This window comes from Polyangium jinanense, from assembly GCF_028435265.1.
Classification (GTDB): domain Bacteria; phylum Myxococcota_A; class Polyangia; order Polyangiales; family Polyangiaceae; genus Polyangium; species Polyangium jinanense.
Map to the genome: position 1 here is coordinate 139,079 of NZ_JAGTJK010000022.1, position 22,578 is coordinate 161,656.

Annotated in this window: 16 protein-coding genes; 2 read left to right on the forward strand and 14 right to left on the reverse strand. The window is 71.1% G+C overall.

Annotated elements, in window-relative coordinates; all coding sequences use genetic code 11:
- The 9 genes from KEG38_RS31825 to KEG38_RS31865 form a co-directional block, all read right to left on the reverse strand.
- Entirely contained in the window at positions 1-951 is a 951-nt protein-coding gene (locus KEG38_RS31825; RefSeq protein WP_272423706.1) for a 1,4-dihydroxy-2-naphthoate polyprenyltransferase, read from the reverse strand.
- Entirely contained in the window at positions 948-2,735 is a 1,788-nt protein-coding gene (gene menD / locus KEG38_RS31830) for a 2-succinyl-5-enolpyruvyl-6-hydroxy-3-cyclohexene-1-carboxylic-acid synthase (RefSeq protein WP_272423708.1), read from the reverse strand. Before menD ends, KEG38_RS31825 begins: the two co-directional genes overlap by 4 nt.
- The gene (locus KEG38_RS31835; protein WP_272423709.1) at positions 2,732-4,141 is read right to left on the reverse strand and encodes an isochorismate synthase; all 1,410 of its coding nucleotides are present in this window, start codon (positions 4,139-4,141) and stop codon (positions 2,732-2,734) included. The genes menD and KEG38_RS31835 overlap by 4 nt, the downstream gene beginning before the upstream one ends.
- Complete coding sequence (ubiE, locus tag KEG38_RS31840; protein ID WP_272423711.1) at positions 4,142-4,882, reverse strand: bifunctional demethylmenaquinone methyltransferase/2-methoxy-6-polyprenyl-1,4-benzoquinol methylase UbiE; 741 nt, start codon at positions 4,880-4,882, stop codon at positions 4,142-4,144.
- Positions 4,879-6,087: a hydroxymethylglutaryl-CoA reductase, degradative gene (locus KEG38_RS31845; protein WP_272423712.1), complete on the reverse strand. Its 1,209-nt coding sequence runs from the start codon at positions 6,085-6,087 to the stop codon at positions 4,879-4,881. Before KEG38_RS31845 ends, ubiE begins: the two co-directional genes overlap by 4 nt.
- Positions 6,084-7,073, reverse strand: coding sequence for a 3-deoxy-7-phosphoheptulonate synthase (aroF, locus tag KEG38_RS31850; RefSeq protein ID WP_272423713.1), 990 nt, complete (start codon positions 7,071-7,073; stop codon positions 6,084-6,086). The genes KEG38_RS31845 and aroF overlap by 4 nt, the downstream gene beginning before the upstream one ends.
- A 5-nt stretch (positions 7,074-7,078) precedes the next feature.
- Entirely contained in the window at positions 7,079-8,149 is a 1,071-nt protein-coding gene (locus KEG38_RS31855) for a polyprenyl synthetase family protein (protein ID WP_272423714.1), read from the reverse strand.
- Positions 8,150-8,211: 62 nt separating this feature from the next.
- The gene (locus tag KEG38_RS31860; RefSeq protein ID WP_272423716.1) at positions 8,212-8,781 is read right to left on the reverse strand and encodes a GbsR/MarR family transcriptional regulator; all 570 of its coding nucleotides are present in this window, start codon (positions 8,779-8,781) and stop codon (positions 8,212-8,214) included.
- Positions 8,782-9,007: 226 nt separating this feature from the next.
- Positions 9,008-10,756, reverse strand: a complete 1,749-nt coding sequence (locus KEG38_RS31865; RefSeq protein ID WP_272423718.1) for a phosphoenolpyruvate carboxykinase (GTP) — start codon at positions 10,754-10,756, stop codon at positions 9,008-9,010.
- A 139-nt stretch (positions 10,757-10,895) separates the two neighbouring features.
- Here KEG38_RS31865 and KEG38_RS31870 point away from each other — a divergent pair, with 139 nt between their 5' ends.
- On the forward strand, positions 10,896-11,756 hold the full coding sequence (locus KEG38_RS31870; protein ID WP_272423719.1) for a metallophosphoesterase: 861 nt from the start codon (positions 10,896-10,898) through the stop codon (positions 11,754-11,756).
- On the opposite strand, the gene KEG38_RS31875 is transcribed toward KEG38_RS31870, so the two are convergent.
- From KEG38_RS31875 to KEG38_RS31895, 5 genes are read right to left on the reverse strand one after another with little or no spacing between them, the layout of a single operon-like run.
- Positions 11,753-13,729, reverse strand: coding sequence for an FTR1 family protein (locus KEG38_RS31875; protein ID WP_272423720.1), 1,977 nt, complete (start codon positions 13,727-13,729; stop codon positions 11,753-11,755). The two genes, KEG38_RS31870 and KEG38_RS31875, sit on opposite strands and share 4 nt — an antisense overlap.
- 44 nt (positions 13,730-13,773) lie before the next feature.
- Positions 13,774-14,724, reverse strand: a complete 951-nt coding sequence (locus KEG38_RS31880; RefSeq protein ID WP_272423721.1) for a GNAT family N-acetyltransferase — start codon at positions 14,722-14,724, stop codon at positions 13,774-13,776.
- Positions 14,721-15,914, reverse strand: a complete 1,194-nt coding sequence (locus KEG38_RS31885; protein WP_272423722.1) for an aminotransferase class V-fold PLP-dependent enzyme — start codon at positions 15,912-15,914, stop codon at positions 14,721-14,723. The genes KEG38_RS31880 and KEG38_RS31885 overlap by 4 nt, the downstream gene beginning before the upstream one ends.
- A gap of 16 nt (positions 15,915-15,930) precedes the next feature.
- Positions 15,931-17,160, reverse strand: coding sequence for a hypothetical protein (locus KEG38_RS31890; protein ID WP_272423723.1), 1,230 nt, complete (start codon positions 17,158-17,160; stop codon positions 15,931-15,933).
- A gap of 56 nt (positions 17,161-17,216) precedes the next feature.
- The gene (locus KEG38_RS31895; RefSeq protein WP_272423725.1) at positions 17,217-18,962 is read right to left on the reverse strand and encodes a M14 family metallopeptidase; all 1,746 of its coding nucleotides are present in this window, start codon (positions 18,960-18,962) and stop codon (positions 17,217-17,219) included.
- A gap of 123 nt (positions 18,963-19,085) precedes the next feature.
- Between KEG38_RS31895 and KEG38_RS31900 the strand changes: the two genes are divergently transcribed.
- Positions 19,086-22,532 (forward strand): serine/threonine-protein kinase, encoded by a 3,447-nt coding sequence (locus tag KEG38_RS31900; protein ID WP_272423727.1) that lies wholly within the window; start codon positions 19,086-19,088, stop codon positions 22,530-22,532.
- The last annotated feature ends 46 nt before the right edge of the window (positions 22,533-22,578 follow it).

Below are 22,578 nucleotides of genomic sequence, written 5' to 3' on the forward strand. Positions count from 1 at the left end.
CTACGCTCCCCCGACCACGAGCCCGACGCTGAACAGGACGCCAAACAGCAAGAGGAGCATGGCCGTCCGCGCGAGGACCGCATTCAGCGGGCGGCCTTCCCGTGTCGCGAGGGCCCGGAGCAAGCCGAGGCCGAGGGGCAAGGACACGAGCGGCAAGAGCGCCCACGGCGAGCGGCCGAGGCTGGCCACGCAGACGACGGGCGCAGCGTAGGAGGCAGCGAGGAGCGCAGCATACTCGAGGATGCCGGCGCGGCGGCCGAAGCGAACGGCGAGCGTGCGCTTGCCAGCCTTCACGTCGGTTTCGCGGTCGCGGACGTTGTTGACGACGAGGATCGCGGTGGCGAGCGCGCCCACGGGCACGGCGGCGAGGAGCGCGAGGGGCGGGACGCCGCCGACCTGGACGAAGGCGGTGCCGCAGACGGCCACGAGGCCGAAGAACAGGAAGACGAAGACGTCGCCGAGCCCGTGGTAGCCGAGCGGGTACGGTCCGCCGGTGTAGGCGATGCCGGCGAGGATCGAGGTGATGCCGATGGCGACGATGGGCCATCCGCCCACGGACGCGAGGTAGAGGCCGGGGAGCAGGGCGAGCGCGACCGTGACGGCGAGGCCATTGCGGACCTGGCGCGGGGTGAGCAGGCCCGTGGCGGTGGCGCGGGTCGGGCCGAGGCGCTCCTCGGTGTCGGCGCCTTTTTCGTGGTCGAAGACGTCGTTCGCGAAGTTCGTGGCGATCTGGATGAGGATCGAGCCGAGCAGGGCCGCGAGCGCAGGGAGCGCGCGGAACGAGCCACTCGCATAGGCGACGGCGCTGCCGACGGCGACGGGGACGACGGCGGCCGTCAAGGTGGCGGGGCGGCAAGCGAGGACCCAGGCGCGGACCGAGCCCGGGCGGATCGAGGGCGCGGAAGCGGCGGAAGGCAAGGACCCGAGGGTCGCGGTCTTTTCGGGGCTCATGAGAGATCCTCGCGGGCGAGCGCGGCGGAAAGCTCGGTCCGGAAGCGGGTGACACGCGCGCGACCGTCGTCCGGCGGGACCACGGCCTCGATCAGCGTCGCGCCAGCCGTCCGGAGGGCGTCGGCGAACGCACGGCCAAGGGCGTGCTCCGACGCGACACGGGCGAACCGAACGCCGAACGCGGCCGCGGCGGGCGCGAGATCAACGGGCTCGTGCATCGTGAAGTACTTATCGAAGCGATCGACATCGACGGCGCGGGCGATGGGGAGGCGCTCGAAGATGCGGCCGCCCTGGTTCTGGACGACGACGACGACGAGGGGGACGGGAGCACGGCGCGCGAGCGAGAGGCTCGTGAGGTCGTGCAGGACGCTGGTGTCGCCGAGGAGGAGGACGACGGGCCGACCAGCGACGCTGGCCGCGCCGGCGGCGGAGGCGACGAGGCCGTCGATGCCGCTGGCGCCGCGCTGGTGGAGGACGCCGAGGGGGTTCGTTCGAGGCGGGGCCCAGAGGTCGACGTCGCGGACGGGCAAGCTGTTGCCGACGGAGAAGAGCGCGCCCGCGGGGGAGGCGGCGACGACGATGCGGGCGACGGCGGCCTCGGTGAGGTGGACGGCGGGAGCGTGGGCCTCGGCGAGGGACCAGACGAGGGCGTCGGCGCGGCGGAAGCTCTCGGCCCAGGCGCTCGGCGAGGAGCGGCGCGGAGGGCCGAGGCGCGCAGCGAGGGCGCGGGCCGTCTCGGCGGGATCGGCGAGGACGAGGGCCGTCGCGTCCTGCGAGGGATCGTTCCAGCCGTGGGGCGCGATGACGTAACGCGCGGCGGTCGGGTGTTTTCCGATGTAGTCGGCGTACCCCTGGGACGTGGGGGGCGCGCCCAGTTCGATGAGGAGATCGGGCGCATGGCGCTCGGCGAAAGCGCAATCGCGCAGGAGGGCGTCGAAGGAGGCGCAAGAGACGACGTCCGGCGCGGCGGCTCCGAAGCGGGCCTGGCTCGTGGTCTCGGCGAGGAGGGGGAAGCCGGTGGCACGAGCGAGCGCGACGGCGGCTTCGCGCAGCGGGGATTCGGGGCGATCGACGGGCGCGGGGCCACAGACGATGAGGCCTCGTTCCGTGTGGGAAATGCGCGCGGCGAGGTCGTCGAGGGCCTCGGGCGGCGCCGTGATCCGGGGCGTGAAGACGCGCGTCGTGCCGCGGCGAAGGACGTCGGCGAGGCGCGTGGCTCGATCGGGATCGGGCCACGGCTGTGAAGGCTCGAGCGGCTTGCGGAAGCGCGCGTTCACGTGCACGGGGCCGGGATCGGGGCCGAGGGCGCGGGTCGCGGCGTGGATCGCGACGCGGGCCGGGGCCTCGCGCGGCGCGCCGGGATCGGGAAGGCCGAGCTCCACGAAGAAGCGCACGTGCGCGCCGAAGAGCTTGGTCTGGTCGATGGTCTGCGGCGCGGCGACGTCGACGGCCTCCCAGGGCCTGTCGGCCGTGACAAGGAGGAGCGGGACGTGGCTCTGCGAGGCCTCGATCACGGCGGGCATGAAGTGCGCACCGGCCGTGCCTGACGTGCAGAGCACGACGCTCGGAAGGCGGGTCACGCGGGCTTGTCCCAGCGCGAAAAAGGCTGCGGCCCGCTCGTCGACCGCCGTGTGGATCTGCAGGCCCTCGGTGACGTCGGCGGCGAGCGCGAGCGGCGTGGAGCGGGAGCCCGGACAAACCACGACATCACGCACGCCGGCCGAGGCGAGCGCGGCCATGAAGGTCTCGGCCCAGGCGAGGTGATCGTTTCCGTTGGTGTTCATACGATCCCCAGGGCCACGAGCATGGGCGCTTGCTTCGCGCGGGTCTCGGCGTACTCGGCGGGCGGATCCGATCCCTCGACGATCCCGGCGCCCGCGTAGAGCCAGGCCTCGTCCTCCGAGACGAGTCCGGCGCGGATGGCGACTGCGAAATCACCATCCCCGGCGGCGTCGAACCATCCGACGGCGCCCGTGTACCAGCCGCGCGCGTCGGGCTCGTGCGCGGCGATCCACGCGGTCGCGCGATCACGCGGCGTGCCCGAGACGGCCGGCGTCGGGTGCAAGGCCTCGACGAGCGCGAGCACATGCGTGTCGTCATGAAGGGCGCCGCGGATCGGCGTCCACAGGTGATGGACGTTGGGCAGGCTGCGGATCGTGGGCGTCTCGGGTACGTCGAGCGAGGCGCAACGAGGGCCGAGCACGGATGCGATGGACTCGACGACGAGCGCGTGCTCGCGTCGCTCCTTGGGGCTCGCGAGGAGCGCACGCACGAGAGACGCATCGCCTTCGCCACGTCGCACCGTGCCGGCGAGCCCGTCCGTGCTGAGGACGCGGCCACGACGCGAGATGAGCCGCTCGGGCGAGGCGCCGAGGAAGACACGCTCTCCGCGCTGCACGGCGAACCGCGTGGTCTCGGCGTAGGCGTCGGCGATCCGCGCAAGGACGGCACGCGCGTCGAGCGAACGAGTCGGACAGACGCGGCTCGCGGCGACGGGGACGACCTTGTCGATCTCGCCCGCACGGATGGCGTCGAGCGCCTCGCGCACGAGCGAACAGAACGCCTCGCGGCTCGTCCCTTCGATCTTCGCGCCCTCCCCTGCCCCATGCGAAGGCGCATCCTGCGCAGGCTGCGCCGCGGCCACGAAGGCCGCCTCGATCGACGCGAGCTCGGCTTCGATGGAAGAACGCTCCGATGCAAGGTCCTCTTCGCGGACCAGAAGCCAAAGCCACGCCTCGCCTGCGCGGGCCACGTAGATCCACCGCGGAAGGGAAAAACTCGCATCCGCGAACGACGTCCACGGCGGCTCGTGATGCGCCTCGGTCCGGAAGGACAAACCCCCGACGAACCGCGGCCCCGGCGCGCTACCGGCATCCGCGTCACGCTCCTCGCGCAGCGACGCGAACAGCTTCCGCGCCGCGCTCGTGACCTGCACGAGCCGCTCGGGTCCGCTCCCCTCGACCCGCGCGATCTCGCCGAAGCCGACGATGCCGAGCGGCTCCTCGTCGTCGCGCGGAGGGGCCTGGAACAGCACGATCGGCGTGGCGGACGCGCACGCAGCGACGAGCCGGGCCGCGGGCACGACCGGCGCGGGGGCCACGACGGCCACGATCTCCCCGGCCGATCCCGCTCCTCTCCTCGTGGCCCGCGAGAGCCGCGCGAGGAGGTCTGTCCCGAGGCCCGAAGACACCTATGCCTCCTCCCGCCGCGCCCCTTCCCCGAGCGGCGTGCCCACGAAGAGATGCGCGACGCCGAACGTGAGCGGCGAAGCTTCGAGCACACGGAGCCCCGCCTCCTCCATCATCCGGCCGAAGACGTCGGGCGGCGGAAACGCCTCGATCGAGCGCTGCAAATAGCGGTACTCCTTCGCCCCCGAGAGCGCCGCGCCGATGCGCGGGACGATCTCGTGCACGTACGTGCGCGCGAGCAGGCCCATCACGCCGGCCCGAGGCTCGGAGAGCTCGAGGATCACGACACGCCCGCCCGGTCGCGTGACGCGCGCCATCTCGCGGAGCGCTTTTGCGCGATCGGGGACGTTGCGGATCCCGAACGCGATGGCCACGCCCTCGACGCTCGCGTCCTCGAACGGCAAGGCCTGCGCGTCGCCGATCCGCAGCGTGATGCGACCTTCGAGCCCAGCCGCGGCGAGCTTGTGCGCGCCCTCGGCCAGCATGCCGCTCGACGGATCGAGGCCGACCACCGTCACGTCGGGGTATGACTTCGCGATCGACATCGCGAGGTCCGCGGTCCCCGTGGCGAGATCGAGCACGCGTGCGCCTGGGCGCAGCGCGAGCGCCTCGACCGCGCGGCGCCGCCAGCCTTGATCCATCCCGAGCGAGAGGATCCGGTTCAGGAGGTCGTAACGCGCCGCAATCGCGTCGAACATCTCGCCGCTGCCCGCGCGCGGAGCCTTCGTCGACACCTCGCTCATCGTCCCACCTCGCTTCGCGACCCGTTCAGCGCGGGCGCCGGATCGGCCTGCACGTTGTGCTTGCGCTCGTGCAAGCGCATGTGACCTCGCTGGATCCCCTCCCCCGCGAGCGCGCGAAGCGCCGCGAGGTTCGACGCGAGCCCGACCGATGCGAGCGCCACGGCGAGCTCGCCCGCGTTCGATGCGCCCAGCATGTCGAGCGCCGCGCGCACGCCCGGATGCGCGCTCGACAAGCCACCTGCCGTGCCCACCGCGAGCGGCAGCTCCGCCTCGCCGACGAGCCCGCCGGGCTTGCGCTTCCACGTGCTGAGCGGCCGGTATTGCCCGCGGTGCGCGGCGAACGCGTGCGCGCCCGCCTCGATCGCCCGAAAATCCTGCCCGAGCGCGATCGCGGCCGCGTCGAGCCCGTTCATGAAGCCCTTGTTGTGGGTGACGGCGCGGAAGACATCGAGCTCGGCGAAGCGACTGGCGCGCGCGATGCCGTCCGCGAGTTCCGCTCCGCCCACGTCCTCATCGCGCACCTCCGCGCGCACGCGCACGAGCCGCCGAAGCGGCAAGTTCGTGAGGATCCGAAGCCCCATCGTGCCGCCCGCGATCTCGTGCACGGTGGGCGCCATGGCCTCGGCCACCGTGTCGACCGTGTTCGCGCCCATGCAATCGCCCACGTCGACGTGCACGTGCAGCACGATCACGCCGAGCGCCTCGTCGAGCACCCGCACGTCGAGATCACGCACGCCGCCGCCACGCGCCACCATGCGCGGGATCGACGCATCGCCGAGCGCGACGAGCCGCGATCGCGCTTCGAGGATCCGCGCACACGCCGCCGTTGGTTCGGGCACGTCGTCGAGCTGGATCTGGGCCGTCATGATCGGCGCATCCGCCTCGCCGAAGAACCCGCCCGACGCGCGCACCATCCGCGCCGCGTTCGACGCCGCGGCCACGACGCTCGGCTCCTCGACGGCCATGGGCACGAGGACATCGCGACCGTTGATTACGAAATTCAGGCCCACGCCGAGCGGGAGCGCATGCGTCGCGATCACGTTCTCGCTCATGTGATCGGCCACGGTGACGTCGAGCGATCCGCCCCGCGCGAGGTGCGCGAATGAGGCGTCGTCGACGGCGCCCATCTCCCGCAGCACGACGAGGCGCGCCTCCGGTGAGCGCTCGTAGAACTTGCTCAGGCGGCTCGTGATCGCGCGCTTCATCGGGCCCCCTCCGCCGAGACGAGGCGGCCGAGCAGCGAGCCGAGCTCGCCGAGCGGCACCGCCTGCGGGCCGTCCGAGAGCGCCGACGCGGGATCCGGGTGCGTCTCGATCATGAGCCCCGCTGCGCCCGCCGAGAGCGCCGCACGACCGAGCGGCGCGACGAGATCTCGCCGGCCGAGGCCATGCGAAGGATCCACCACGACTGGCAGCCGATGCACGTACCGGAGGAGCGCCACGGCCCCGATGTCGAGCAGGTTCCGCGTCGAATCGTCGAAGCCGCGGATGCCTCGCTCGCAGAAGATCACGCCCTTCGCGCCGTGCGAGAGCAGATACTCGCCCGCGAGCAGCCACTCCTCGATCGTCGCGGCCATCCCGCGCTTCAAGAGCACCGGCTTCTCCGTCTTGCCGATCGCCTTGAGCAACGAAAAATTCTGCATGTTGCGCGAGCCGACCTGCACGAGATCCGCGTACGCCGCGACCGTGGGGACGTGGCCCTCACCGAGCGCCTCGGTCACGACCCGCATCCCGGTCGCATCGGCCGCGCGCCGCACCCATTCGAGCGCGACGTCGCCGTGGCCCTGGAACGCGTACGGGCTCGTCCTCGGCTTGAACGCGCCGCCGCGGATGAACGAGATGCCGAGCGACGAAAGCACCGAGGCCGTCTCGTGCACCTGCGCCTCGGATTCGAGGCTGCACGGGCCGCACATGAAGACCGGTTTGTCCGTGCCGATCTTCAAGCCGCCGACATCCACGACCGGGCCCTGCGCCGAGACGAGCGGGTGCGCGGGTTTCGGCGTCGTCACCTCGGCGACGCCGTCGATCCGGGCGAGATCCTCGGGATCCGCCGGCTGCGAATGCGGCGCGATGACGTAATGCACGGCGCCGCCAGACGTACTGCGCTCCACGCGCGAGACCCAGAGCCCCCGCCCCGTCAGCTCCCTGAGCACGTTCGCCGCGTCGGCGCCGCTCTTCAAGGACACGATCATGGCGCTTACCTCCTGCGCTCGGGCGTCGCGCGCGCGACGGTCACGAGCGCACTCTTGGCGACTCCATCCGGGATCGAAGACAGCCCCGCGATGGCCTCTTCGCAAAGCTTCCGCGCGAGCGCGAGGCACTCGTCGACCACGCCCGACGAGCGGAGCTGCGACGCCACGCGACCGCCCACCTCGGGCCCGACCTCTTCCCCCGCGCACACCGCCTCGAGCAGCGGCACGAGCTCCGGGCAACGCTCGAGCGCGCAGAGCAAGGGGTACGTCATCTTCCCCTCGCCGAGATCCGCGAGCAGCGTCTTGCCGGTGGCCTCGGGATCACCCGCGACATCGAGGACGTCGTCGACGAGCTGGAACGCGACGCCGAGCTTCTTGCCGTAATCGACGAGCGCCTCGCAGCCCTCGTCGCTCACGCCGCCGGCGCGCCCGCCCGCGAACATCGCCCAGCGGAAGAGCGAGGCCGTCTTGCCATCGACGATGTGGAAGTAGTCGCTGACGCTCGTGTCGAGCTTGCCGCGACGCGCGAGCTGCATCGACTCGGCGATGACCATCTCCTTGATGACATCGAGCATGCGCGCGAGGACCTCGGCGCTGCCGGCGCGCTGGATGCGGCACAGGGCCTCGACGAGCAACCAGTCGCCGCCGAAGATGCTCGCGGCGTTGCCGTAGATGACGCGCGCCGCGTCGGCGCCACGCCTTCGCGCGCCGACGTCGACGACGTCGTCATGCAGGAGCGTCGCGTTGTGCACGAGCTCGACGGCCACGGCGTAGGCGCGCGCCGCGTCGTTGAAGCCCTTGCCCACGTGCGCCGCGAGCGCGACGACGATGGGCCGCAGGCGCTTGCCGTCCTGCGAGAGCAGGTGCCGCGCGCTCGCCTGGGCCGGCGTCTCCGCTCCGAGCCCCACGGCAGCGATGGCGCGATCGACCTCGTCGAGGTCATGCGCGAGAAAGAGGCGGAGCTCCGCGAGCTTGCCCGCGAGCGGATCGAGGCCGTGCTCCTGGCAGCCACGCTCGAGGGCCCCGACGACGTCGTGATGAGGGACGCGCTGGATGGGATACGTTGCGATCGACATGGGTTCTCCCGCCGGGGCACGGCATTTCCGCTCCGTCCCCGAACCGAAGGGTCTCGAGATGGCTAGGCCCTGCGCTTGCGTGAAGCCACGCGAAGCGGAAAACGGATGAGGTCGCCGAACGGCGAAAAGTCCACGCGGCGCGATCGAATGAAGCCGTCGAGCGCGGTCTCGGCGACGATGACGAAGGAGAGCAGCCGGCGCACGCGATCGGCGCGCTGCTCGGCCCCCGGCAGACGCGGCCGGGCCTCGAGCATCGCCACCGCGCGTTCGAGCCGCGCCCGCACCGACTCGGCGAGCAGACGCTCGCGCTCGTCGAAGACCTTCGAGATCATCTTCCAGAAGTCCGTCTCGGCCTCGAAGTACTCCTTGCGCTCGCCGGGCCGGAACACGCGCCGCACCACGCCCCAGCGCTGGAGCTCGGTGAGCGACATGCTCACCGCCCCTGCCGACAAGCTCAGCCGCTCTCCGATGACGGCCGCAGGCAAAGGCTCCGCCGCGATGAACAGGATGGTCCACACGCGCCCGAGGACGCGACGAAACCCCCAGTGCTCGATCACGTCACCGATCGCCTCGGCCGCGATGAGCTCGGCCTCGTGGCCGTCGTCCTGTCTCGGGGTTTCGCGCTCGGACATGGCAGAATGAACTTTCAAAAGATTTTGAAACTGCAAGTAGCGATAAAGGACGATGAGGTCAAGACGGGGCGCAGACATTTCGCGCGCAGCGCAATGCGTCGTCGTGACGGCGCAGTGTGACGACGCAACGCAAAAGGCTCGGGCAGAGGTCCACGCAGAGGATGGAAACGACGCGGCCCCGACGTCGTCGCCGGGGCCGCGGGTGCGGATGCGCGGAGAAGCCGCGTCAGGTCTTTAGGTGCGAACGAAGCGTGCGGTGCTCGTTCCAGATCCCCTCGGGCATCTTGCCCCCGAACGATCCGAAGAACGCCTCCTGATCGGCGAGGTCCGCGAGCCACGCCTCGCGATCGATCGAGAAGAGCTCGCTCATCGCAGACTCCGGTAGATCGAGCCCGCTCGTGTCGATCTCGCCCTCGTTCGGGAAGATGCCGAGCGCCGTCTCGTGGCCCTTCGCGCGGCCGTGGACACGATCGTTGATCCAGCGCAGCACACGCAGGTTCTCGCCGAAGCCGGGCCAGAGGATCTTGCCCGCGTCGTTCGTGCGGAACCAGTTCACGTGGAAGACCTTCGGGAAATGCGGGCGGCCGCGCCCCATTTCGAGCCAGTGCCCGAAGTAGTCGCCCATGTTGTATCCGCAGAACGGGCGCATCGCCATCGGGTCGCGGCGCACGACGCCGACCTTGCCCGTGGCCGCCGCCGTCGTCTCCGAGGCCATCGACGCGCCGAGGTACACGCCGTGCGCCCAGTCGCGCGCCTCGTACACGAGCGGCGCGAGCTTGGCTCTACGGCCGCCGAACACGAACGCGCTGATCGGCACGCCCTCGGGCGCCTCCATCAACGACGAGACGCACGGACACTGCTTCGCAGGCGCGCAGAAGCGGCTGTTCGGATGCGCAGCGGGCTCCTTGCTCGCGGGCGTCCAGGCCCTGCCCTGCCAGTCCGTGAGCTCGTCCGGCACGTGGCCGTCCATGCCCTCCCACCACGGATGCCGATCGCGCGTCATCGCCACGTTCGTGAAGATCGTGTTGCGCTGGACCGTGGCGAGCGCGTTCGGGTTCGTCTTGCGGCTCGTGCCAGGCGCGACGCCGAAGAAACCAGCCTCGGGGTTCACCGCCCAGAGCCGACCATCGGGGCCGACGCGCAGCCACGCGATGTCGTCGCCTACGGTCCACACCTTCCAGCCCTGCTGGCTCGCGGGCGGGACGAGCATCGCGAGGTTCGTTTTGCCGCAGGCGCTCGGGAACGCGGCACAGATGTACGTGACGTTCCCAGCGGGATCTTCGAGCCCCATGATGAGCATGTGCTCCGCGAGCCAGCCCTCGTCGCGCGCCATGGTGCTCGCGATGCGCAGCGCGAAGCACTTCTTGCCGAGCAGCGCGTTGCCGCCGTAGCCCGAGCCGACGCTCCAGATGAGCCGCTCCTTGGGGAAATGCGCGATGAAGCGGCGGTTCGGGTCGAGGTCGCCAAGCGAGTGCAAGCCGCGGCAGAAGTCGCTCGACGTACCGAGGTGATCGAGCGCGACCTTCCCCATGCGCGTCATGATCCGCATGCTGGCCGCGACGTAAGCGCTGTCCGTGATCTCGACGCCGACCTTCGAAGCGGGCGAGCCGACCGGGCCCATCAGGTACGGGACCACGTACATCGTCCGTCCGCGCATCGAGCGGTCGAACAGGCGGCCCACCTTCTCGCGCGCGTCCGCGGGGGACATCCAGTTGTTCGTCGGTCCGGCGTCCTCGGCCTGATCCGAGCAAATGAAGGTAAGGTGCTCGGTGCGCGCCACGTCGGACGGATGGCTCCGGTGAAGGTAACACCCGGGGTACGCCGCCTGGTCGAGCTCGTGCAGCGTGCCGTCCCGGAGCATGGCCTGCACGAGGCCGCGATACTCTTCCTCGGAGCCATCACACCACACCACGCGGTCGGGCTCCGTCTGGCGGGCCACCTCGTCGACCCACGCGGAAAGGCTCTGATTGTTCATGGCGCGGTAGAGTAGCCCCCAGGCCAGCGAGACGCTACCGGGTGACATTCCGCTCAGATCGCGGCCACCTCGCCCGATGTGACGAGGGCGTGCGCGCTTTCACGAGCAAGAAGACCGAAGTGCGGTACTCTCGCCCGCTGTGCGACGCGTCGTCGTGCTTCCAGAACGCGGCAAGCTCATCGTCGCCACGGACCTCCAGGGTCACGTGGACGACTTCGAGCGCATCACTGCCATTTTCGAACGCGCCGCCCGCGAGCCCGACGGGGCCGTCCTGGTCGTCACCGGCGACCTGGTACACGGGCCCGAGCTCGCCGAGATGGATTGGCCCGACTACCTCGGCAGCTACTACGAAGGCGATTCGCCGGCGCTGCTCGAACGAGCACGCGAGCTGCAAAACAGGTACCCGGGCCGCGTGCACTATCTGCTCGGCAACCACGAGCACGCGCACGTCGGCGGTCCGATCGTAGCGAAGTTCTTCCCGGACGAAGCGATGCGGCTCGAGGAGCTGCTCGGCGACGAAGGCACGCTGGCGATGCGCGCCTGGTTCCGTACGTGGCCGTTCGTCGCCGTGGCCCCGAAGGCTCAGCTCGTCATGCTGCACGCGGCGCCGCACGCGCGCATCCAGAGCCGCGACGATCTCGAGAACCTGTCGCTCGACGGGTGTACAGGCCTGACGCTCGAAGAGATGGCCGCCCGCGGGACGCTCGGGGCGCTCCTTTGGGCTCGGACGACATCGTCCGAGCGCGCCTGGTCCTTCCTCCGCGCCATCCATTCGAACGCGCGCGTCGCCGTGTACGGGCACGACGTCGCGCGGACGGGCTACGCGATCGATCGCGAGCCGATGCTCTGCGTGTCGACGAGCTTCGGCTGCTTCGACGGGGACAAGATGTATCTGGAGTGGGATCTCGCGGAGTCGGCGACGAGCGCCGAGGACGTCGCCCGCCGAGGCCTCCGGCTCTTGCACCCGGGGGCCCCAGCGGTTCACCGGGTTGCGTTCTAACCCTTCGCCGGCGCGGGCGTCGCGCCGCGCGGCGGGGGGCCGGCCGCGGGCGAACGCTTGTTCCACACGTACGCGCCCACCGCGAGCGCGAGCAGGACGAGCTGCGCGGTGATCGTCTCGAGCGTCGGATAGAAGCCAACGACGGGCACGCTCGGCAGGCCGACCCGGTGCGCCGGCACGACGCCCGCCATCTGCAGCGCCGAGAGGCCCTGGCCGATGAAGACGACCGCGAGGCCGTAGAGCAGGTAGCTGGAGATGCGGAAGAAGACCTGCGGCGGCGCGAAACGTCCAGCCCGCGTGTACATCGCCACGATGATCACGAGCACGACCGCGCCGACGGCCGCACCCACGACGGCTGCGAGCGACGAGGCGTCGGAGGCGAGCAGGGCCTGGTAGAAGAGGACGGTCTCGAACGCCTCGCGGTAAGCCGCGAGGAACGAGACGCCGAAGAGCGAGAGCGCGGCCTTGCGCGGCGAGATGTGCTCCTTGAGGAAGCGCATCCAGCGCTGGACCTCGCGTTTCGCGAGCAGCGAGTAGCTCACGTAGAAGAGCACGGCCGTCGCGAGCAGGGCCGTGATGCCCTCGATGAGCTCGCGCTTCGCGCCCGAGATCGTGACGAGCCGGAGCGAGAGGATGAACGTGAGCACGCCGAGGAGGATCGCCGCAGCCCACCCGGCGTGGACGTAACGCTTCTTGTCCGAGTGGCCCGCCTGCGCCGCGAGGCCGAGCAGCGCCGCGACGAGCAGCGCGGCCTCGACGCCCTCGCGCACGACGATGCCGCCGCTCGAGATCGCCGTGGACACGAAGCTCGTCCGCTTCGCGCCTTCCTTGAGCCTCGATTCAGCGGCCGTGAGCTCCGCGAGCGTCCGGCCGATCGCCGCACTGAGCTCGGCCGGCGTTTCGCCCCGATCGAGCGCGGCGCGCATGCCCATGTAGTGGTCCTCGATGCGCGCCACGACGCCGGCGTCCATCGACTTGAGCTGCGCCTCGACCGGCTCGACGCCTTCGAGGTAGCTGTCGATGATCTGCCCCTTCGCGCCCTCGCGATCGCCACGCTGGAGCGCGACACGCGCCCGATCGAGCTTGGCCCGCGCGAGCGCGAGCGGCGAGCGAGCCGCGCGATCCTCGTAAGGCGCGCGCTTCCGCAAATCCGCGAGCACCGCGGAGACACGATCCTGCGCCACGCCCGCGGCGAGCAGCTCCGCGCGCAGCGACGCATCCGAGCGGGTCGCAAGCTCCGCGAGCGCGTACGTCGGCGAGCCGTCCGCGGCCGCCTCCGTGTGCCGCAGCGAGACCACGTAGAACGCGACATCCCATCGCTCGGCCTCGCTGAGTTGCGAGAACGGCACCATCGCGGTGCCTTGCACGCCGAAGCGCACGGTGCTCGCCACGCGGAACGGCGTCATGCCGTCGGCCACGTCCGGATCCCAGAAGTTCGCGGGCCGCGGGTTCAGCGTCGCGGCCTTCGGCGTGTCGCCGCGGCCTTGCTCGCCGTGGCACTCGGTGCAGTGCTTCTGAAAGATCTCACGGCCGCGCTCGGCGTTCGGGGCCGTCGCCGGCGCCTCCGCGAGACGGAACGCGCCGAGGATCGCCGTGCGCGCATCGAGCGTCGCTGCCGTCACCTCGCTCGCGGGCGCCTTCTTGTCGACGAGCCCGCGCACCTTGCCGACGAGCGACGGCAGATCCACGCGCGGCGCATCGGCGGGCAGCGCGGGCTGGATCCGCCCGGCGATCTTCGCGCCGTCGTCGAGGAGCGAGAGCTGCTCGTCGTACTCGCCCTGGTTCGTGATCGCGCCGTGCTCCACGGCGCCGCCGTAGTCCGCGCCCACGTAGCCGAGCACGTGCACCAGGCGCTGCGCCTCGACCTCGGGGGGATCGCCGTAATCGGCCCTCGCGAGGGGCGCGGCCACGAGCACCAGCGCCGCCGCGAGCAGCGCAACGAGTGATCGGAGACGGGCGAAGATGACAATCATGTTCAACAAGGGTACCGGAACCACGAAACGTTGCAAGGGCTGGATCAGAAGTGATCCAAGGACGAGAAAAACGTTTGGCCGGGATCGATGCTGGGAAGGGGCCCGCCGAGCGCGCGGACCATGGCGATCGCCGTGGATCGGTTCCGCGCGACGAACGGTTTGCCTTCGAGGTGCGGCGGGAGCCAGCTCGCGACGTACGCGGCGCCCTCGGCGAGCGCGATCCGCCGGATGGCGCCGAGGACGTCTTCGCGCGGGATTCCAGGCGCGGCCCACTCGTCGACCCACAACGTGCGGGGCGGCGGTTCGGCCCCGTCGTCGCGTTTGCCGTCGTGGAGCGCGGCGAGCACGTAGCCGACGTCGCGGCCGTCGCGACGAAGGATCCAGCCGAGATCGCCGTGGTTGCGGAAGCGGAAGTACCGCAGGATCTCGAGCGTGCGCGCGGGTCGCACGAACGAGGGATCCCAGGACGCGTCGTACGCTTCGAGCATCCAGCGCTCGTCCTCGGGCGTGGAAGGACGCGCGTCGAGCGAGGTCTCAGTGGGGAACGCGGAGACGGTCGCCGTGTGTTCGAGCGAGGGCAAGGTGACGAAGCCGAGTCGCTCGTAGAAGCCGGGATCGATGTCCGAAAACAGAAGCGCGAGCGCGACACCGTCGTCCCGCGCCTCGTCGAGCACGGCGCGAAGAAGCTCGCTCGCCGCGCCCGTCCCGCGTGCTTCGGGCCGCGTGAAGACCGCGCCGATGCCCACGCCCGGGGCCTTGCCGCCGCCGGGCACACTCACGGAAAGGCCGTATCGCTTGATGCCCGCGACGAGCCGCCCGCTTTCGTCGAGCAGGCCCGTGTACCGCAGGATCGCGGGCCCGGCGCGGCGGAGCTGCGCGCGCTGGCCCTCGATGTGCGCTTGGAGCGTGCGGCCGCCCGACCAGATCACGTGCGTCTGCGTCGCCGCCTCGGCGACGCGCGCGTCATCGAGGTGGGGCACGTACGTGCGACTCACGACGCGACCTCGCGGCGGATCTCCTCGGCGACGGCGATCGTGCCGCGATCGATCTCGTCGTCCGTGAGGTAGGGCGCGGGGCCGATCCGCACGAGATCGCCACGCGAGTCGACGAAGACCTCGCGCGCCCGCAGCCGCTCGACGACGTGCCCGGCGCCCGGAGATCGTACGGCGACAAAAGGTCCGCGCCGCTCGTCCACCCGGGACGAGGCCACGCGATCAGCAAGCCCCGCCGCGTCGAGCTTGGCGAGGATGCGGCGCGTTTGGCGGAGCGAGATCGCGCGAAGCGCCGGAACGTCGAGCCCGAACGCATCCCAGTGCCGAAGCACCGCGTCCGCACGATAGACCGGCGTGGGATCGAACGTCGCGCCGGAGAACCGCGCGCCGCCCGGCCCGTACCCGACGGTCCCCGTGCGCTCGCCGTCGAGCGCCGAAAAATCCGCGAACCAGCCGGTATCCGCCGGCCGAAGTTTTGTGTTTGCGGGGGACCGCAAGAAGCAGATCCCCTCCCCCAGCGCCGCGTACTTGTAGCCGCCGGCCGTCACGAAGAGCGCGTCCTTCGCGGGTCCCCACTCGATCGGCACCACGTTGAACGCGTGGTACGCGTCGACGAGCGGGATGGCGCCGACCTCCACCGCGCGCGCTGCGATCTCCGCGATCCGCGGCACGACGAAGGCATCCTCGAACAGCACGGCCGAGAGCGCGACGAGGCTCGTGCCAGGCACGATCGCTTCGAGGAACCGATCCACGAGCGCCTCGCGATCCGCCGTGTCGACCCACGTCACGCGAAGACCGTCCTCCGCGAGGCGCGATAGTTGGCGGTGCAACGAATGGAACTCGGACCGCGTCGTGACCACGCGCGGCGCCGAGGCGAGCGGGAAACACGAGAGCAGGCGCGTGACGAGCTCGTGCGTGCTCTTGCCGAAGGTGATCGCATCCCCCTCGTCGAACCCGAGCCGCCCGAGGATGCGACGCCCGACGGACTCCATCTTCGGGAAGACCGCGCGGTACCACTTGTCGTCCACGAACCGCGCGGCGTCGTCGAACGCCTCGAGCATCGCCGCGCGCGCGACGTCCGGCCACGCCTGGTGCGAGTGGCCCGTGAGGAGCACCCGATCACCCTTCAAAAAGTGGCCGTACGCCGCCCGAAACGCGCCGAGATCCAGCGCGCGCCCCGCCTCGTCGCTCATGCGCCTGCCTCCCCGATCACTTGCGCGCGTATGACACGGTCACGTTCGTGTTGACCGAGGTGTTCTGCTTCTCGGTCTTGCCGCCCGCGTTCACCTGCACCTCGAGCGTCATCGAGCTCTTCACGGTCATCGACCCGCCCGACGGCGCGACGTCCTTCGTGTCGAGCACGCTCGTGCCGCTGCCCTGCGACTTGAACGCGACGAGCCGCGCCGACGCGCCCGGCGGCATGCCCGGCGGCGCCACCGTGTCCTTCGCCGCGAGCTGCTTCACCGCGACGTCCAGCGTGAGCACGTCGCCCTTGCGCTCCTTCAGCGTGAACGTCGAGACCTGCAGGAGATCCGCGCCATTCGCCGTGAGCCGGCCGATGACCTCCCACTTCGCGCCGCTGCCCACGGCCTCGTCCGGCAAGGGCGCCATCATCGACTCGATCGACTGCGTCATGCCCGTCATCATCTGCTGCGCCGCCTGCGGCACGGCCTTCGGCATGCTCATGGTCACGTCGTGGACGCGGCCCTTCTCGTCGACGAAGTAGCGCATCCCGAGCCCCTTGATCGGCTCGAGCTGCGGCCGCAGCGCCTCGGCGATCTTGGCCTGCTCCGGCGCCTTCGACTCGACCGCGACGTCCTTCAGCGTGCCCTCGATCGGCCAGTCGCTCCCCTTCTTGTCGCCGGTCGAGAAGTCGAACGTCATGACCATGCGCGGCATCTTCGTGGGCGGCAGGTTCATGCCCGCCGCGCTCATGCTCATCTCGAGCTCCATGCCCATGCGCAGCGGCTTCGACGTGCCCTTCACGAGCGCGTAGGACGCGACCGATCGCGGCTCGCCGCCCGCCGCGAGCAGCCGCACGACCGGCCGCCCGCCCGCCGGGACGAGTTTGTCCGCGGCGCCCTTCGGCAGAATCCCGTTCGGCGCGTCCGGCACCGAGGTCTTCGCGGCGACGTCTGCCGCGGGCTTCGTATCGCCCTTCGGCGCCGCCGCCTTCGCCTCGTCCTTCGGCTCGGTCTTCGCCTTCTCGTCAGCCTTGGGCTCGTCCTTCGGGGCCTCGACCTTCGCCTCCGCCTCGGGCTGCTTCGCCTCTTCGGGCTTCGCTTCGGCCTTCGCCTCGGGCTTCAGCGCGTCTGCCTTCGCCTTCGCCTCGTCGACCTTCTCCGGCGCGGGCGCCGGCGGGGTGTCCTTCGATTCACACGCGAAGAGCGAAAACGCGAGCAGGCCGGCGAGCGGCAAGCTGAGGAGCGACCTCGACATGACGAAAAACCCTCCAGAGCCGGCCCGACCGAACCTCGGCGGCGGCCGAGCCTGCTTTATCCCACTTCCACGCGCGCTTCCACTTTGCCCACGCGCGGCGAGCCCGCGCGGATCGTCACGACCCCGCGCCCCCGTACGATCCAGCGCACGCGCCCGCGCCGCGGACCGCCGCCCGTCCGCGGAAAACCGGGCGAGCTCATCGCGTCCACCGCGCCCCAGCCTTCGAGGTGCCCAACGGCCGCCTCGCGTTCGCCCGACACGAGCGTCACGCCCTCGCCGAACGAAATCTGCGCCCGCACCACGTCGTTCCAGGGAAGGCTCCGCGCCGACGAGAGCACGAACGTCGGCAAGAAGCCGAGGTTCTCGACGACGGCCGACACCTCCCAGAGATCCCCTTCCAGACGCGTCGCGCGCGCCTCCACGAGCCGCGGCCGCGGCGCGAGCGAGGCGAGGCGCAGGAAGAAGCGCGATTGCCGCTCGCAGAGCTCGCCGAGGCGATCCGGCGGCGGGTTCCAGATGCCGAACCGCGGATCGTGCCCGCCGATCTCCACCGGCCCGAGCTGCGGATGCACGAACGGACGCCATGCGCCGACGATCCGCTTCTGGTTGTGCTCGCGATCCCACGCGGCCATGCGCATCGTGTCCTCGCGCGTGCGCCGCTGGTAGTTCCAGACGAACGGCCGCAGCACGGGCAAACCCACCTGCTTCCAGAAGTCCCAGAGCTCGCACACCATCGAGACCGTGCCTCGCTGCATGTACGCGTAGGAGCTCAGTTCACCGCGCAGAGGCTTGTCGGGCTCGTAGAGGAACTCCTCGAAGCCGCTCACCATGGGGTAGCCGGTGATGTCGTCGGCCCAGCGCTCGAGCGTCCGGTAGAGCGTGAGATCCGTGGGATCCATGCGGTTGTCCGGCTGCTCGCCCGACGGGCGGATGAACACGCCGCCGAAGCAGTGCAGGTTCACCCACGCGAAGATGTTCGGGTGCTTCGAGGTGAACTCGACGACCGCGCGCGACTCGGGCTCGCTCGTGGCGTACGCGCCCGCGCCCTTCTGCTGCGGCTCGGGCGCCCAGCCATAGGGAAAGTTGCGGTTCATGTCGACCGCGTTGTCCGAGAGGTAGTCCGGCGCCGGGATCGAAAAACCGTCCCAGTGCTCGATCGTGCCCTCGGGATACACCGTGTAAAACGGCCCCGCGTCCTCGATGCGTCGCGGCAGCATGAGGTCCGGATCCTCCGGCGAACCGACGAAATCTCCCGCCGGATCGAGCCTGCGCATCGAGAGCGCGAGCCCGTCGCCATCGACGTCGCCGCTCTTCCAGAACGGCGCGCCCTTGCCGAGCCGATCGTCGCGCGGGTTCGATCGCACGTACCCGCCCGTGCGGAGCACGCTCTCCGCGCCGTCCGGGCACATGCGCGGCAGCACGTAAAACACCACGTCTTCCCGCAAGAGCGCCCCGAGGTGCGCGGGCAGATCGTGCAGAGGATCGCTCGGACAAACCAGGTTCCGGATCACGTCCTCGGCGACGGCGAGAGCCACGCTCGACCCGGCGAGCTCGACCGCGTGCATGTTGCCGTCCACCCACGCCGCCGGCCCGTCTCCCTCGGGATCCCGCCCGATCGCGAGCAACCAGATGTCGCGTCCTTCCAGCGTTTTTCCGATGCTTTGGAGCCGTACGATCTCGGGAAAACCTTCGGCCCAGGCCCGCACCTGCCGCGTGAGCTCGTCGTACGTCACGTACTTCGCGCGAAACCCCACCGACATCGCTTCGAGCCGCGCGCGCGCCTCGCTCGGATCCTTCGACATGTCTGCACCCTTGCAAACGGATCGCCGCCTCGCAAGCGCGCGAAATCCTTCCGCTCGAGACGATGGTAAAAACGTTGCCCACATCCGTCGTTCGGGGAATCATCACGATCTAGAGGCACACCCTTGCGCGCGCGCGCCGAATTCCTCGACGGACTCCTCGAGCTCCACAGGTACGAAGATCGCAGCGCGCGCCGCAGCGTCTTCCGGCAGAGCATCGCCTCACTCGCGATCGAGGCCTCGCTCGACGGCCCGCCGCCGCTCGATGGTCTCTCCGCAGAAGCGCTGCTCGCAGGCATCCGCGTCGCGCTCGCCGACGGGCTCTTCGATGACCTCGGCTGGCTCGCGCCCGCGGCCGCCGCCGTCGCGCTCTACGAGATCGCCGGCGCCTTGCCGCTCGGTCCCGAGCGACGCGAGATCGGAAGGCGCGTCCTCGCCCAGCTCTACGACGGCAGCGCCGCCACGTTCGTCGCGCTCGCCACGCGCATGGCCCTCGGCAGCGCCCGCGCCCTCGCCGGCGCGCCCGTGCGCGCGCGCATCGCCCTCGCCCTGCAGCTCCCGAGCAGCGTCGACGTGCCCGTCGATCCGCTCGCGCTCGCGCTCGTCTCCCGCCGCGACCTCGCGCGCGACTGGGTCGGCAGCGCCTCCACCGGCTCGCTCCCCGAGCGCCGCCTCGCCGCGCGCCTGCTCGAACGCGCGGCGCGCGAGGCCGTCCGCCGCGCAAGCCAGGGCGACGACGACGCCTTGCGCCTCTTCCGCGGCCTGAGCGCCGACGCACCCGCTTCCTCGAGCCGCGCCACCGCGCCCGACGTCGTCCTCGAGGCCTACCACCTGCTCCTCGCCGATCGCGAGACGCTCGTCTGGCGCCACGTCGCGGCCGCGCGTGGCTTGCTCTCCGGCGCGCTCCCCGAGCTCGAGCGCGAGATTCGAAAAAACCTCGCGCCGAACCTCACGCCCACCGAGTGGCGTCGCGCCGCGACCTCGCTCGTCGCGAGCATCGCCGTCGATCCGGAGAACAACCTCGCCACGAGCCGCGATCTCCTCGCCTCGGGCCTCTTGCGCGAAGATCCCGGCCTCGCGATCGCCATGGTCTGGGGCCTGCCGCGCGCCGCCGACGCCGAGCCCGAAGCCGCCGAAGCGCTCCTCGAAGCGATCACCGCCGTTCACCCGATCGCCGTCGCCGACAGCGTCGCCGATCTCCGCGTGGAGCTCGGCCCCGCGTTCGGCACGCGCGCTCGCGCCGCATGCGTGCAGGCCCTCGCCGTGAGCCTCGCCGCCCCGCAGACCGATGACGGCCTCACGGCCCTCGGCCAGAGCATTCTCCGCGATCTCGAAGGTCGCGAGCCCTCCGAGCTCGCCGCCACCGTGCGCAGCGCCGTCGACGCGTTCGTGGAGAGCGGCTCGCGCGAGGCCCACGCCCGCGCCCTCGGCGCGCTCGATCTCGCCGCGAGCACGCTCGACGCCCTCGACGCCCTCGACGCAGGCCCGAGTCCCACGCCCTCGGCGCGCGGCGGCCTCCCCATCAAACCGAGCGCCCTGCCGCCCGGCCTTCCGCAGACGAACCTCTCCCGTCGCGCCGCGGCCCGCCTCGTCCGCGAGCTCGATTCGAACCTGTACGAGTCCGGCGCGCTCCGCAGCCTGCTCCTGCTCGAACGACGCGGCTCCGGCACCGACGGCACCGCCCAGGGCCTCGACGCCCTCGACGATCGCATCACGCGCTGGCTCCTCCGCATCGAGGCGCAGTCCCCGCCCGAGGGCACGCCTCCACACGCCACGTTTCACCAGCGAAACCTCCGCGCCCTGCTCCACGTCGTCGACGGCGAGAGCACCGACGGCGACAGCGACGGCGACGCCGCCCGCAGTCGCGGAAAACGCCGCCTGCTCGATACGTGCGACGTGCTCTCGAAGCGCCTCACCGCCGAGCCCGGATCGCCCCTCCGCCGCGCCGTCGTCGCCACCGTCGCCCGCGCCTTCGACGCGCTCGTCCGCACGCACGCCGCCGACGCCGCCGACGTCCTGCTCTTCGCCTGCATGCGGAGCGGCGATCCCGAGACGCTCGCGATCCTCGCCGAGGCGAGCGTGCACCCCGACGTCCGCCAGCTCCTCGCCTGCCACTCGCGCTTCACCGACGCGATCAACGCGGCCGCGGCCGATCGCGGCGCCGAGGAGCGCATGGACGCGGCCCTCGCCGCGCTCGAGTCCCTGGTCACCGAGCTCCCGCAGGGCGCCTCGCAGCGCACCGAGGCCTTGCGCACCGCGCTCGCCCGCCTCGCCCGCGGCCTCGACGCCGTCCGCGCGGCGCGCGCCCTCGCTCCGCTCGCCGAGTCCGCCACGAAAGAGGGTTCTCCCCTCGTCTCCCTCGAAGACGCGCTCGTCGCGCTCGCGCGTCTCACAGCTTCCGCGCGCCGCCGCTTCGGCGACGGCGAGAGCGACGAGAACCCGCACTCGACGATCCTCGGCGCCCACGCGCTCGCCCTCGCCGCCGGCATGGCCCGCGAAGGCGGCGCCACATCCGAGCTCCAGGCCGCGATCGAAAAACTCGTCGCAGCCGCCCGCGCCTCCGTCCCTGCCCCGATCGCGCTCGTCGCCTCGCTCGTCCTGCCGCGTCTCTGCGTGCTCCCCGGCCAGCGCGCCGGCACGAGCGCGAGCGAGCCCGACGACCTACCCACGACCGATCTCCCCCTGCCCGCGTGGCTGCCGCCACGCCGCACCATCGGCGGCTACTTCGTCCACCGCCGGCTCGGCGGCGGCGCGATCGGCACGGTCTTCATCGTCACGCGCGCCGAAGAGCGGCACGACGCGAACGCCGAACGTTTTGCCCTCAAAGTACCCGACTACGACGCAACAGCCGCGCGCAGCGTCTCCGAAGCGGAGTTCTTGAAGCTCTTCCGCGACGAGGCCGGCGCGCTCTTGTCGCTCCCCGATCACGCGAACCTCCCGCGCTTCGTCACGTTCGACGCGGGCGCGCGGCCGAAGCCGATCCTCGTGATGGAGCTCATCGAGGGCGTGCGCTGCGATCAGCTCATCGACAGCCGGAGCCTGACGATCCAGACCGCGCTCGCGCTGCTCGACGGCGTCCTCGCGGGCCTCGAAGCCATGCACTCGGTCCGCATCGGCCACCTCGACGTAAAACCCTCGAACATCATCCTGCGCGGCGGCAAAGGTCCAGTGCTCGTCGACTTCGGCCTCGCAGGCCGGCACATCCGACCCGGCTGCGCCACCGCAAACTACGGCGCGCCCGAGGTCTGGGACATCGTGCCCGAGGGCGCGACCGCGACGCCACTCACGGCCGACATCTACAGCTTCGGCTGCCTCGCATACGAGGTGCTCACCGGCGACACGCTCTTCGACGGTCCGAGCGACGTGGCGCTGATCTCAGCGCACCTCACGCACGACGGTCTGCCCCCGAAGATCCGCCGTCTCTCGCAGGGTCGGCTCGCCTCGGTGGGCATGTTCCTGTTCCAGTGTCTGCGCCACAACCCAGAGCAACGCATGACAGCCACGTCCCTGCGCGCCGAGCTCCGCCGCATCGCCCCCGAGATCCTCCGCCTGCGCTGGCCGATCGCGGACTAGCTGGGGCTAGGGCTGGGGCCGCCGCGCCGGGGCGCTGCCCCGGACC